This window comes from Rhodococcus sp. NPDC055024, from assembly GCF_053608585.1.
Map to the genome: position 1 here is coordinate 102,578 of NZ_JBSGVT010000016.1, position 13,092 is coordinate 115,669.

14 protein-coding genes are annotated in these 13,092 nt (G+C 63.2%); 10 read left to right on the top strand and 4 right to left on the bottom strand.

Annotated features, from left to right (window positions below):
- Positions 1 to 25 precede the first annotated feature (25 nt).
- Positions 26 to 733 carry an alpha/beta fold hydrolase gene (locus tag ACWF6P_RS26895; protein ID WP_452623111.1) on the bottom strand — a complete coding sequence of 236 codons (708 nt, stop codon included), beginning with the start codon at positions 731 to 733 and terminating at the stop codon, positions 26 to 28.
- 80 nt (positions 734 to 813) lie between these two features.
- Between ACWF6P_RS26895 and ACWF6P_RS26900 the strand changes: the two genes are divergently transcribed.
- Positions 814 to 1,524 (top strand): helix-turn-helix transcriptional regulator, encoded by a 711-nt coding sequence (locus ACWF6P_RS26900; protein WP_378640276.1) that lies wholly within the window; start codon positions 814 to 816, stop codon positions 1,522 to 1,524.
- Between the two features lie 5 nt (positions 1,525 to 1,529).
- Here ACWF6P_RS26900 and ACWF6P_RS26905 read toward each other — a convergent pair whose 3' ends face one another.
- A complete protein-coding gene (locus ACWF6P_RS26905; protein WP_378539695.1) occupies positions 1,530 to 1,946 on the bottom strand; it encodes a DUF1801 domain-containing protein in 417 nt (138 codons plus the stop codon).
- A 1-nt stretch (position 1,947) separates the two neighbouring features.
- On the bottom strand, positions 1,948 to 2,316 hold the full coding sequence (locus ACWF6P_RS26910) for a DUF1844 domain-containing protein (RefSeq protein ID WP_020907885.1): 369 nt from the start codon (positions 2,314 to 2,316) through the stop codon (positions 1,948 to 1,950).
- Positions 2,317 to 2,704: 388 nt separating this feature from the next.
- On the opposite strand from ACWF6P_RS26910, the gene infC reads away from it, so the two are divergent.
- The 6 genes from infC to pheT all read left to right on the top strand — a co-directional run bounded on the left by infC (position 2,705) and on the right by pheT (position 8,698).
- Positions 2,705 to 3,397, top strand: a complete 693-nt coding sequence (gene infC, locus ACWF6P_RS26915; protein WP_378450004.1) for a translation initiation factor IF-3 — start codon at positions 2,705 to 2,707, stop codon at positions 3,395 to 3,397.
- A gap of 43 nt (positions 3,398 to 3,440) precedes the next feature.
- A complete protein-coding gene (rpmI, locus tag ACWF6P_RS26920; RefSeq protein ID WP_003944043.1) occupies positions 3,441 to 3,635 on the top strand; it encodes a 50S ribosomal protein L35 in 195 nt (64 codons plus the stop codon).
- A gap of 63 nt (positions 3,636 to 3,698) precedes the next feature.
- On the top strand, positions 3,699 to 4,088 hold the full coding sequence (rplT, locus tag ACWF6P_RS26925; RefSeq protein WP_019748616.1) for a 50S ribosomal protein L20: 390 nt from the start codon (positions 3,699 to 3,701) through the stop codon (positions 4,086 to 4,088).
- A gap of 23 nt (positions 4,089 to 4,111) precedes the next feature.
- On the top strand, positions 4,112 to 4,942 hold the full coding sequence (locus ACWF6P_RS26930; RefSeq protein WP_378450005.1) for a TrmH family RNA methyltransferase: 831 nt from the start codon (positions 4,112 to 4,114) through the stop codon (positions 4,940 to 4,942).
- A 138-nt stretch (positions 4,943 to 5,080) separates the two neighbouring features.
- Complete coding sequence (gene pheS / locus ACWF6P_RS26935) at positions 5,081 to 6,151, top strand: phenylalanine--tRNA ligase subunit alpha (RefSeq protein WP_003944109.1); 1,071 nt, start codon at positions 5,081 to 5,083, stop codon at positions 6,149 to 6,151.
- Between the two features lie 60 nt (positions 6,152 to 6,211).
- Positions 6,212 to 8,698: a phenylalanine--tRNA ligase subunit beta gene (gene pheT, locus ACWF6P_RS26940; protein ID WP_378450007.1), complete on the top strand. Its 2,487-nt coding sequence runs from the start codon at positions 6,212 to 6,214 to the stop codon at positions 8,696 to 8,698.
- A gap of 58 nt (positions 8,699 to 8,756) precedes the next feature.
- Here pheT and ACWF6P_RS26945 read toward each other — a convergent pair whose 3' ends face one another.
- Positions 8,757 to 9,821 carry an Lrp/AsnC family transcriptional regulator gene (locus ACWF6P_RS26945; RefSeq protein ID WP_452623112.1) on the bottom strand — a complete coding sequence of 355 codons (1,065 nt, stop codon included), beginning with the start codon at positions 9,819 to 9,821 and terminating at the stop codon, positions 8,757 to 8,759.
- 56 nt (positions 9,822 to 9,877) lie between these two features.
- On the opposite strand from ACWF6P_RS26945, the gene ACWF6P_RS26950 reads away from it, so the two are divergent.
- Genes ACWF6P_RS26950 through ACWF6P_RS26960 form a run of 3 tightly spaced genes read left to right on the top strand, consistent with a single transcriptional unit; the run spans position 9,878 to position 13,040 of the window.
- On the top strand, positions 9,878 to 11,197 hold the full coding sequence (locus ACWF6P_RS26950; RefSeq protein WP_452623113.1) for a flavin-containing monooxygenase: 1,320 nt from the start codon (positions 9,878 to 9,880) through the stop codon (positions 11,195 to 11,197).
- Positions 11,197 to 12,108, top strand: coding sequence for a bile acid:sodium symporter family protein (locus tag ACWF6P_RS26955; protein ID WP_452623114.1), 912 nt, complete (start codon positions 11,197 to 11,199; stop codon positions 12,106 to 12,108). The genes ACWF6P_RS26950 and ACWF6P_RS26955 overlap by 1 nt, the downstream gene beginning before the upstream one ends.
- Positions 12,105 to 13,040, top strand: a complete 936-nt coding sequence (locus tag ACWF6P_RS26960) for an SDR family oxidoreductase (protein WP_378450011.1) — start codon at positions 12,105 to 12,107, stop codon at positions 13,038 to 13,040. Before ACWF6P_RS26955 ends, ACWF6P_RS26960 begins: the two co-directional genes overlap by 4 nt.
- Positions 13,041 to 13,092: the final 52 nt, after the last annotated feature.

A 13,092-nucleotide genomic window follows, 5' to 3' on the forward strand; every position in this document is an offset into this window, starting at 1 on the left:
CGACCCGGCATCACTGCTCTGTCGGTCAGGAAGCGGTGGCCTCGAGGATCACCTGGGCAACGTCTTCGGGGCGCGACCACATCGGCCAATGGCCGGTCGGGAGGTCGACATACGTCACTGGGAGTTTCGCCAGTTCCGCGGCCATCGGATGACCGCCGTCGGCCATCTGGGCGATCACCGCTGACGGGAACGTGCTGCAAACTACGGTTGACGGCACCTGGTAGCGCTTCTCGTTCGTCAGGACAACCGGCTCACGTGCCGGTCCGGCCGGTTCGGGGACGGCGTTGGCGCGGAACGCGTCGAGAGCTTTCTCGTCGAGTCCTTCGAGGCTGCTGCCGTCTGCTTCGAGCTCTGCCCACGTCGGCAGAGGTATCTCGACGACATCTGCGGCCAAATCCGGTCGCAGCGCTGCGCCGTCGGGCATCGGGCCCGAGTCGACGTAGACGATCCGAGCGACGCGGTCCGGGATGCGATCGGTGACTGCGTACCCCACGGGGCCGGCGCCGCTGTGAACGACCAGGACCGTGCGTTCGTCGGAATCCGTTACAGCGTCGATGACTGCGCGGACGTGGGCGTCGAAGGTGACCGCTGATCGATCTGCATCGACGGCGTCGAGTCCGGGCAGCGTCAGACTGGTCACGCGGGTGTCGGAACGCTCGAGGTGCGGGAGGACTGCATCCCATGCCCATGAACCGAGCCAGAATCCGGGAACAAGAACGATGTGAGTTTTCATGTACTCACTGTGCAGCCGGGATGGTGACAACGGACTGTCACTAATTATGTCACCGTTTGGTATCGAAATCTGAGACACTTGTGGGTGTGAATCGAGCTGCGAGATTGCATGCTCTTGTCGAGGAACTTCGGCGACAGGGCGATCGAGGGACTACGTGTTCCCGATTGTCCGAGGAATTCGGTGTCACCACCCGGACGATCAAACGCGATATCGAGACGCTGATGATGTCGGGTGCGGCGATCGAGGCGCGCTCAGGTCCTGGGGGTGGATACCGACTCGTAGGTCGCGCCACGCTACCGCCGGTGAATTTCACTGTTCCGCAAGCAGTTTCAATCGCGTTGGCGTTGACGGCGATGGGCGATGCTCCGTTTGCGCCGGATGGACGTGCGGCGCTGGCAAAATTGCTCGACGTGATGGACGAGGAGAGTCGTCGTAAGGTCGCCGAACTCGGTGGCCGCGTGTGGATTCGCGGAGACGTCGGGGCTCTGACGGATTCGCGCGCGAACCGGCAGGCCGTCGAGCAGGGTCTCGAACAGAGTCGCGTCGTGTCGTTGCACTATGTGGATGGGGACGGTTCGGAGACGGTGCGGGCAGTTGAGCCGCACATTCTGGCGCAGGACCGTGGACTGTGGTTTCTCATCGGCTGGTGTCGCCAGCGCGACGCCGTGCGGTGGTTTCGACTCGATCGAATGCGTCGGGCCACGCTGACGAACAATCACTTCACACCACGGGATTCGAGCGTCTTCGGCCAACCGCCCGACGACGCTCGGCCTGTCGCGCCCCGAAGGTGAGTGACTCAGTCGATCATGTTGCGGGCTGCGGCAACGGAATCCGTGATCAGCTCGGTCAAGACGGCTGGGTCGACGTCGCTCAGCCGTTTGACGTACAGGCAGCCTTTACCGATCTTGTGCTTGCCGAGGCGCGCGAGCGTGTCCGTGTAATCGTCGAAGTTCAGCGACAGGTACAACGTGAGTGCGGTGGCCCTGGGGGAGAACCCGATCAGTGGAGTGTCTCCCTCGTGGCCACTCGCATACCGGTAGTGCCGTGCCCCGAATCCGATGATGCTCGAGCCCCACATCACAGCAGGCTCGCCCGTGGCGGCCGACAGCAAGGAGATCAACTCCACACTGTCGGCGCGCTTGCGATCGTCGACGCGGGAAATGAACGCGTCGACGTCCTCGGGCGTCGGTTGAGTCTTGTTGGCGGTTGCCAACTCAGTAGACCGGGCCGGTGAACTTCTCGCCCGGTCCCTTTCCTGGCTCGTCCGGATGCGAGGAGGCCTCACGGAATGCGCGCTGCAAGGCTTGGAGACCTTCGCGGATGGGTCCGGCGTGGGGGCCGAGGTACTCGACCGACGCAGTCACCAATCCGGCAAGCGCGGTGATGACTCGACGCGCTTCGTCGAGGTCGAGGTAGGGGCTGGAAGACGGGTCGGCATCGGAGAGGCCGAGCTTTTCGGCAGCCGAACTCATCAGCATCACTGCGGCGCGGCTGATGACCTCGACCGCGGGAACTTCGGAGAGTTCGCGGACGTCGGGATTCGCGCCGTCGGTGTTCTGATCTGCCTCGAAGTTCTCACTCATGGATGTAAGGATTCCATCAGGCCGTGATCGTGTTGAATCGGGCCTCTCCCCGATGTGGGGGACCGGCACCGATTTCTTTCATCTCCGGCGACCTGTTACTCTTGTTGCAACGACCGCCTCCGACTTGTTCGGGGGCAGCAAGTGGAGTCCGACTCCCACCTCTGCACGGCAGGTAATACTGCAGTTCAGCGGTTCCGGTCACCTGATAGCGAAGATCCGTTCTTGTAATGGAGATCAGTTCTTCGTCAGGTTCCTCGCACAGTCGAGGAGATAGGTTTCGGCGCGAGCTGGATCTTATGTGATCGGTCGACATCGGGCCCCGCGGATGAGCAATCATCACAGCGGGGCTTTTTTGTTGGGGTGCGGGCGGTACGGGCTGCGTGCGGTCATGAAGACCGCACCGTTCAACCTAGGAGGCCCCATCAGCACTGAGACCCGCATCAACGATCGTATCCGCGTTCCCGAGGTTCGTTTGGTCGGACCTGGCGGCGAACAGGTAGGCATCGTGCGTGTTGAAGATGCACTCCGCTTGGCCCTTGAGGCCGACCTCGACCTGGTCGAGGTAGCTCCTGATGCCCGTCCACCGGTCTGCAAGATCATGGACTACGGCAAGTTCAAGTACGAGGCTGCACAGAAGGCACGTGAGTCACGTAAGAACCAGCAGCTGACGGTCATCAAGGAGCAGAAGCTCCGACCCAAGATCGACGACCACGACTACGAGACCAAGAAGCGCAACGTCGTTCGCTTCCTCGAAGCCGGTTCCAAGGTCAAGGTCACGATCATGTTCCGCGGACGTGAGCAGTCACGCCCCGAACTCGGCTACCGCCTTCTGCAGCGTCTGGGAGCAGACGTCGCAGATCTCGGATTCGTCGAAACCTCGGCAAAGCAGGACGGCCGAAACATGACGATGGTGTTGGCACCGCACAAGGGCGCGAAGACTCGCGTCAAGGCGCAGGAGAGCGCTCAGGCGCCAGTGGCTCAGGCCGCACCGCGTCCGGCTCCGGCCGCACCGGCTACGAGTGAAGCAGCTCCGGAAGCACCGGCGACCGGCGATGCCGCTCCCGAGGCTCCGGCCAGCTAGTCGATTTCCCAAGATCCACCACGTAACAAGAACTGAGGACTCCATGCCCAAGATGAAGAGCCACAGCGGCGCCTCGAAGCGATTCAAGGTGTCCGGCAGCGGAAAGCTCATGCGCCAGAAGGCCGGCCGTCGCCACCTTCTCGAGCACAAGTCCAGCAGGGTTACCCGTCGTCTCGACGGTGTCGCTGTTGTCAGCCCTGACGACGCTCCGCGCATCAAGCGCATGCTCGGCATCTGAGTCGCCCCCTTACTGACCACCCGGGGTCGTACTTTCAGCCCCTAGATTGACAGGATTTTTCAAGTGGCACGCGTAAAGAGGGCGGTCAACGCCCAGAAGAAGCGTCGTTCAATTCTTGCTGCATCCAGCGGCTACCGTGGACAGCGTTCGCGTCTGTACACCAAGGCCAAGGAGCAGCAGCTCCACTCGCTCACCTACGCGTACCGCGACCGTCGTGCGCGCAAGGGCGAGTTCCGCAAGCTGTGGATCACGCGTATCAACGCTGCAGCTCGCGCAAACGACATCACGTACAACCGCCTCATCCAGGGCCTGCGCCTGGCAGAGGTCGAGGTCGACCGCAAGATCCTGGCTGAGCTCGCTGTCTCCGATGCCGAGGCCTTTGCCGGCCTGGTCGCACTCGCGAAGGCCGCTCTGCCGGCTGACGTGAACGCTCCTGCCGGAGAAGCAGCCTGATTCACGCATCACAGCAACGGCCCGTGGACCCGCTCACCGAGCGGACTCCGCGGGTCGTTTCTGCTGTCAAGCTCCTGCGCACAGCAGAACGACGTAAAGCAGGACGTTTCCTCGTCGAAGGCGAGAACTCGGTCACCGAACTGTTGAACGGTGCGCTCGCGAACGGCGAGAACCGCCCGGTCCACGACCTCTTCTACACAGAAGACGCAGCCGAGCGGTATCAGCACGTCATCGATCGGGCGCTGACCGCGGGAGTTCGCGTTTCTCTTGTCACCGATCGGGCAATCAAAGCTCTGAGCGATACCGTCACGCCGCCCGGTCTTGTTGCTGTCAGTGATCTCCTCGACGTACAGCTGAGCGCAGCCGTCAACCAGGACACCCGCCTGCTAGCAGTGCCGGTCGAGGTCAACGAACCCGGCAATGCCGGCACCGTCATTCGCATCGCCGACGCGGTGGGTGCCGATGCGGCAATCCTCGCCGGTGACAGCGTCGATCCGCACAACGGCAAGGTGGTTCGTTCGTCGGCGGGCAGCCTCTTTCACCTGCCGGTTGTCCGCGAACGAGACACGGTGTCGGTGATCGAACAGATTCGCGCCGCCGGCATTCAAATTCTCGCGACCGCGGCCGACGGCGAGGTCGATCTCGACGAGGCCGACGAGTTGCTGAGCAAGCCGACGGCTTGGCTGTTCGGAAACGAAGCTCACGGTCTCGATCCGGCGATCGCAGCGCAGGCCGATCATCGGGTGCGGATTCCGATCCACGGCCGCGCCGAAAGTCTGAACCTTGCAACAGCGGCGGCAATTTGCCTGTATGCAAGCGCGAGGGTGCAGAATCGCACGACCGATCGCAGCTGAAAACGCGCGCGAAGACCTCACGGAATCCCATTTGCGGAAGCCTGAGACAATACAAGAGCAGAGACAATGCTCGAACGGGCTCGAAAGCTCGCAAGCAGTACGAGAAGCAAACCGAGAAGCGACAGGAGTGTCACAGCCGTGGCCAAAAATGAGGGCGCGACACCGCCGGAGGTCGACGCGAGTGTGCTCACCGAAGAGGCGTTGACCGCTGCGGCTGAGAATGCCGAGAAGGCGCTCGCGGACGCCGCTGACCTGGATGCGCTGGCGCACGTCAAGGTGGAGCATCTGGGGGACAAGTCCCCGATCGCCCTCGCTCGCCGGGGACTCGGCAGCCTTCCGGGTAAGGAAAAGGCTGACGCCGGCAAGCGCGTCAACATCTTCCGCACCCGGATCAACAACGCGTACGACGCTCGTCGTGAGGTCCTTCTCGCCGAGCGCGACGCCGCGGTGTTGGTCGCCGAGGCAATCGACGTCACTCTGCCCTCCGATCGCCACCCCGTCGGTGCGCGTCACCCGATCAGCCTGATTTCCGAGCAGGTCGCCGACGTATTCGTCGCGATGGGTTGGGAAGTGGCCGAGGGCCCGGAGGTGGAGACCGAGCATTTCAACTTCGACGCGCTCAACTTCCTGCCGGATCACCCTGCCCGCACGATGCAGGACACCTTCCACCTGGCGCCCGAGAATTCTCGCCAGGTGCTGCGCACCCACACCTCGCCGGTGCAGGTCCGCACCATGCTCTCGCGTGAGGTGCCGATCTACGTGGTGTGCCCGGGTCGCACGTTCCGCACCGACGAACTCGATGCAACCCACACGCCTGTCTTCTCGCAGGTCGAAGGACTGGCCGTCGACAAGGGCCTGACGATGGCCAACCTGCGCGGAACTCTCGACGCGTTCGCTCGCGCACTTTTCGGCCCCGAGACGCGTACCCGTATGCGCCCCAACTACTTCCCGTTCACCGAACCGTCCGCAGAAGTCGACGTCTGGTTCGCGAACAAGAAGGGCGGGGCAGGCTGGGTCGAGTGGGGTGGCTGCGGCATGGTCAACCCGAACGTTCTGCGCGCCAGCGGTATCGATCCTGACGAGTACTCGGGTTTCGCATTCGGAATGGGCCTCGAGCGGACCCTGCAGTTCCGCAACGGCATCCCGGACATGCGTGACATCGTCGAAGGCGACGTGCGTTTCACGCTGCCCTTCGGTGTCGCAGGCTAACTGACCCGGTACGCGGAACCTTCACAAAGACTTATCGACAAACGAGAGAGCTGAGCAGACGTGCGAGTAGCGCAATCCTGGCTGACCGAGATCCTGCAGCGGGCAACTCCGGACTGGGAGGTGACCCCGGAAGAGTTGGACGCCGGGTTCGTCCGGGTGGGACTCGAAGTCGAGGAACTCGACACACTCGAGGCGATCGACGGCCCCTTGGTCGTCGGCAAGGTCGTCTCCATCACCGAACTGACCGAGTTCAAGAAGCCGATCCGCTTCTGTCAGGTCGAGGTCGGTGAGCCCGAGCCTCGCGGCATCGTCTGCGGCGCGCGCAATTTCAACGAGGGTGACCTCGTCGTTGTTGCACTGCCCGGCGCGGTGCTGCCCGGCGGATTCGAAATCGCCACTCGCAAGACGTACGGCCAGGTGTCCGACGGCATGATCTGCTCCGTCTCTGAACTCGGTATCGGCAAGGACCATTCGGGCATTCTGGTGCTCGAGCCCGGTACCGCCGAACCCGGCGCCGATGGCAACGAGTTGCTCGGTCTCGGTGACACGATCATCGAACTGAACATCACCCCGGACCGTGGCTACTGCTTCTCGGTCCGCGGCCTCACACGTGAACTCGCCTGCGGATTCGATCTCGAATACGCCGATCCCGCTTCGGTTCCCGCGCATCCGGCCGAGGGTGAAGCCTGGCCGGTGCATCTCGAACCGGAGTCCAAGGCGTCGCGTTTCGTGATGCGGAAGATCACGGGAATCGATCCCGAGGCGGTGAGCCCGTGGTGGCTGCAGCGTCGACTGCTGCTCTCCGGTGTTCGCCCGATCTCGCCGGCCGTCGACGTCACCAATTACGTGATGCTCGAACTCGGTCAGCCTCTGCACGCGTTCGATGCGACCGCGGTGCAAGGCGACCTGGTGGTCCGTCGTGCCAAGGCGGGGGAGAAGCTGACGACGCTCGACGACGTCGAACGCACGCTTGATCCCGAAGATGTTGTCATCGCCGACGATTCCGGAGTCATTTCTCTGGCGGCCGTCATGGGCGGCGCCACCACCGAGGTGGGAACGGCAACGACGGACATCCTGCTCGAAGGAGCTACCTGGGATCCGCTCGCAGTCTTCAAGACAGCGCGCCGGCACAAGCTGCCGAGCGAGGCGAGCAAGCGTTTCGAGCGCGTCGTCGATCCGGCGATTCCGCTCGCGGCTGTTGATCGCGCAGCCGCTCTGCTGGTCGAGATTGCCGGCGGACGGATCGAGCCGGTCCTGACCGACGTCGGTGACGTCGCCCCTCGCGCTGCCATTCGCATGGATATCGACCTGCCCGACCGTGTCGCCGGAGTCACGTACCCGAACGGTACCGCCGCTCGCCGCCTCACCCAGGTCGGGTGCAACGTCGAGGTCGGCGTCAGCGAAGAGGGACACGGCCAGTTGGTCGCGACGCCACCGTCGTGGCGTCCGGACCTGGTGCAGCCTGCAGACCTCGTCGAGGAAGTACTCCGCCTCGAAGGTCTCGAGCAGATCCCGTCGGTTCTTCCCGCCGCTCCGGCCGGACGCGGTTTGACTGCGTCGCAGCGGCGCAAGCGCACGGTCTCGAAGGCTGTCGCTCACGCCGGCTATGTCGAGGTCCTTCCTCCGGTGTTCCTGCCTACCAACGTCTTCGACGTCTGGGGCCTCGACGCGGACGATCCGCGCCGTAACACCAGCAAGGTTCTCAACCCGCTCGAAGCCGATCGTCCGGAGTTGGCGACAACTCTGCTTCCGGGTCTGCTGGAGATCTTGGCTCGCAACGCTTCTCGCGGCCAGCGTGATCTGTCGCTGTACGGCATCGCGCAGGTCGTGCTGCCAGGTCCCGACACCAAGCCCGTGGATGCATTGCCGGTCGATCGCCGTCCGACGGATGAGCAGATCGCAAACCTGATCGCGTCGTTGCCGGCGCAGCCCGTTCACCTCGCTGCTGTGCTGAGTGGATTGCGGGAGCCAAGCGGCCCCTGGGGTCCGGGTCGTCAGGCCGAGGCTTCGGACACTTTTGCAGCAGTGCGCGTCATCGCGGCTGCAGCGGGCGTCGAGGTGGAACTGCGTGCGGCGCAGTATCTGCCGTGGCATCCCGGCCGCTGCGCCGAGGTGCTGGTCGACGGCAACGTTGTCGGTCATGCCGGCGAATTGCACCCGGCTGTACTCGAGCGTGCCGGACTGCCTGCGCGTACCTGCGCATTGGAAATCGACCTCGACGCTTTGCCGTTGGTCGAGAACCTGCCGGCGCCGCGCATTTCGCCGTTCCCCGCAGTGCTCCAGGATGTGGCAGTTGTCGTCGATCGCGACATTCCGGCGGCCAAGGTGCAGGAAGCTCTGCGTTCCGGCGGTGGCGAGCTTCTCGAAGACATCCGCCTCTTCGACGTCTTCGAAGGTGAGCAGGTCGGTGAAGGTCGCAAGTCGCTCGCGTTCGCATTGCGATTCCGCGGCGTCGACCGCACGCTGACAGAGGACGAGGCCAGTGCCGCGCGTGATGCGGCAGTGGAGGCGGCGTCCAAGGCCGTCGGTGCGCAGATGCGGGGCTGATTTTCCCAACTGATCACAGAGCCCACGACCATCCCTGGTGGTCGTGGGCTCTTTCGTGCTATCGATTTCCCGGTGATTCGGTGTGGCTCGGCAACCACACGTCCGGGGCGATCGTCGATGTCCTGCGTCCGTTCTGATCGAGTACGTGACCGAGGAGTTTGCGTAAGTAGAGGACGATCGACCGTTCGCCGACGTGCAGTCCTGGGAATTCTTGGCGCAGGCGAATCTCGAAGGCATCGAGTTCTGCCAGAGAATGCAGCCACAACTGAACAACCAGGTTGTCAGCGCCGACCACGGCGAAGCAATTCCGAACTTCCGGCGCCCGACTCAGTATTCGACCTGCTGCATCGAGAAGTTCGGGTTCGATGCGGCACCACAGAGTGGCGAGTACAGGAAGCCCGGCCAGTGGACGGGCGAATTCACACCGCAGCGCCACCAACCCGGACGACGTGAGCCGGTCGACCTGGCGTTTGCACGCAGCGGGACTGACACCGATCGCGTCGGCCAACTCCCGCATGGGAGCGCGCCCGTCGTAGGCGAGCATTGTCAGAACCTTGCGATCCTGTTCCGAGATGCCGACTGTGCGTGCTCTTCCGGCTTGACGTGTGTCACCAGTGGTCAGGACACCGCGCTCGGCAGGTGCCAGCGCGTTGAGTCGCCAACGACCTCCTTCGGTGAACCAACGTGTGATGACAGACGTGCGTAGCGCCGATACGCCGTCGATCGTTGCGACCTCCTCCGAGATGAAACGTGACATCGACGCCAAGTCCGCAGTACCGGCCGTGACGAGCAGATCTGCTCTGCCCGTTGATGCTTCGATGGTCACGGCGTGGGCCGAGCGAGTCAGCCGTGCCGCGACGGCGTTGAGAAGTGCAGGTGAGCAATCGATTTCGATGATCGCTGTGACGATGCTGCCCAGCACCTGTCGCCCTGGAGTGATCGTGACCCAGGCCAACGACGATTCGGAGAGTCGATTCCAACGACGGGCGAGAGTCGCGGCGTCGAGTTCGAGTGGTCCGGCCAACGAAAGCCACGTGGATCGAGGTGCGAGCTGGAGCGCATTGATTATCCTCAGATCGATTTCATCTATCCCGCGACCGTTGCCGACATCTGGTGCGCTCATAACGTCATTATCCGGCATATTGCTGCAAGATTCGGACTATCTGCGACGCTCGACGGATGATCACAGAGGAGAAGTACGCGCTGATCGGAGCGGGCCCGTCTGGATTGGCCGGCGCGCGAAACCTCGATCGGGCCGGGATAGCGTTCGACGGCTTCGAGAGCCACGACAACGTCGGTGGGCTCTGGGACATCGACAACCCGCACAGCACCGTCTACGAGTCGGCGCACCTCATCTCTTCGAAGGGCACCACCGCGTTCGCGGAGTTCCCGATGGCGGATTCGGTGGCCGACTACCCGAGCCACGTCGAACTCGCCGAGTATTTCCGCGACTATGCCGACACTCACGATCTTCGCAGGCACTTCACCTTCGGCACTACGGTCATCGACGTTTCGCCCGTGGATTCGCTGTGGCAGGTCACCACGCGCAGCCGCAACGGTGAGACAACGGTTGCGCGGTACCGAGGCGTGATCATCGCAAACGGAACATTGTCGAAGCCGAACATGCCGACGTTCCGCGGCGACTTCACCGGCACGTTGATGCACACGAGCGAGTACCGCAGCGCCGAAATATTCCGTGGGAAGAAGGTACTAATCATCGGAGCGGGCAACAGTGGCTGTGACATCGCAGTTGACGCCGTCCACCGAGCAGAGTCCGTCGACCTGAGCGTTCGGCGAGGCTACTACTTCGTTCCCAAGTATCTGTTCGGCCGTCCCTCGGACACCTTGAATCAGGGAAAGCCGTTGCCGCCGTGGATCAAACAACGCGTCGATACGCTGGTGCTCAAGCAGTTCACGGGAGATCCGGTGCGGTTCGGATTTCCGCCGCCGGACTACAAAATCTATGAATCGCATCCGGTCGTGAACTCGTTGATCCTGCACCACGTCGGGCACGGTGACGTGCACGTGCGCGGCGATGTCGACCGGTTCGACGGCAGGACGGTTCATTTCGTCGACGGTTCGTCCGCCGATTACGACCTCGTTCTCTGCGCCACGGGGTATCACCTCGACTACCCCTTCATCGCGCGCGCGGACCTGGACTGGTCGGGCGCTGCCCCGGACCTGTTCCTCAACGTCGCGAGTCGTCGCCACGACAGTCTCTTCGTTCTCGGGATGGTGGAAGCCTCCGGGCTCGGGTGGCAGGGCCGCTTCGAGCAAGCGGAGTTGGTGGCCAAATTGATCACAGCACGCACCGAAGCTCCCGACGCTGCCCGCGAGTTCTCGGCGGCGGCAGCCGGTCCACCACCCGATCTGTCCGGGGGATACAAGTACCTGAAGCTGGGTCGAATGGCCTACTACGTGAACAAGGACGCCTACCGATCGGCGATCAAGCGGCACATCGGACTGCTCGATACTGCTCTGGCGAAGGGAGGGCAGTGATGCCGATCGACGACGTGGTTCTCAACTTCAACCCGGGATCGTTGATGATCCTCAACGTGGTGCTCGCTGCGATCATGCTGGGGATCGCCCTCGACACCTCGCTCGACGACTTCCGTCGTGCGCTCACCAAACCCAAGGCGATGGCGGTGGGTATCGCTGCCCAGTTCCTGCTGTTGCCGGCAGTGACTTTTCTCCTGACGCTGATTCTCTCGCCGGCTCCGTCGGTAGCACTCGGCATGATCCTGGTGGCATGCTGCCCACCAGGAAACATCTCGAACGTCCTGACGCACCGGGCGGGCGGCGACGTCGCGCTCTCGGTGTCCATGACGGCGGTGTCGAACGTCCTCGCGATCTTCCTCATGCCGCTCAATCTTGCGTTCTGGGGGAGCCGACGCTCGGAGACCGACGCGCTGTTGCAGTCGGTGAACTTGAATGCGCTCGAGATGGTCGTTCAAATCGCGCTCATCATCGGTGTGCCGTTTGTTGTCGGCATCTGGGCGGCGCGAAAGTTCCCGGAGGTCGCGGCGAAAGCGCAGCCGTGGGTGAAGAACGGCTCGTTGGTGGCGCTTTTGATCTTCATCGTTGCGGGAGTGTCGGGGAACGCGTCGTACTTCGTCGACTACATCGGGGTGGTACTACTTGCGGTCTTCCTGCACGACACGGTTGCCCTCGCACTGGGATACTTCTGCGGCGCCGTCACCGGGTTGAACGAATACAGCCGTCGCGCAGTTTCGTTCGAGGTCGGCATCCGCAACGCCGGACTGGGCCTCGGATTGGTATTCACGTTCTTCGACGGACTCGGCGGTATGGCCATCGTGGCCGGCTGGTGGGGGATCTGGGACATCATCGCCGGGTTGGCTTTGGCGACGATCTGGTCCAAGCGCCGTACCAGAAAGGCGGTGCCGGCATGACTGTCGCACTGGTAACGGGCGGAAACGGCTTCCTGGGCACGGCTGTCATCGACGCACTGATCGCACGAGGCATCACCGTCGTCTGTGCCGACCTCACGGTGAAGGCAACACCGGACGATCGAGTCCACCGCGTGCGAGCGGACGTGTGCGACCCCGCAGAATTGGGGCGGGTGTTCGGTGAGCACCGACCGGACGTCGTGATCCACCTCGCTTCTATCGTGAATCCCGGCAAGAACACGACAGCGGAGCAGGAGTACCGCGTCGACGTCGACGGGACACGAAACGTGCTCGCGGCCTGCGTCGAACACGGGGTTGGACGGATTGTCGTGTCTTCGTCCGGGGCGGCGTACGGCTACCACTCCGACAGCCCGGCGTGGATCACCGAGGACGTTCCCGTTCGCGGCAACGACGAATTCACTTACAGTCGGCACAAACGCCTGGTCGAGGAGATGCTCGCCGAGTATCGCGTCGTACATCCGCGGTTGGAGCAAGTTGTATTCCGGATCGGCACGATCTTGGGGGAGAGCGTCGACAACCAGATCACCGCGTTATTCGATCGCCGCAAGCTGCTCAAGGTCGCCGGGAGCGACAGCCCTTTCGTGTTCGTCTGGCACACGGACGTGGCGAGCGCCTTTGCCGAGGCTGTGACCGGAAACCAGGTGGGCATCTTCAACGTCGCGGGCGACGGTGCGCTGACAGTCGATGAACTGGCTTCCCGGATGGGCAAGAGCACGGTGACGCTTCCCGCGTGGCTGCTCCGGGGCGTTCTACGCGTCGGACGGCGATTGGGTTTGACGGAACACGGTCCGGAGCGGGTCGGATTTCTCCAGTACCGGCCGGTCCTCGACAATCGGCGGCTCAAGGAACAGTTCGGATACGTCCCCGAGTATTCGAGCGAGGGCGCGTTTGCGGCTTACCTCGCCTCACGCTGACCCCTTTCGGCAGACGGTCGTGGAAGGATCGGAGTTGTCCGTCGACGTTTCG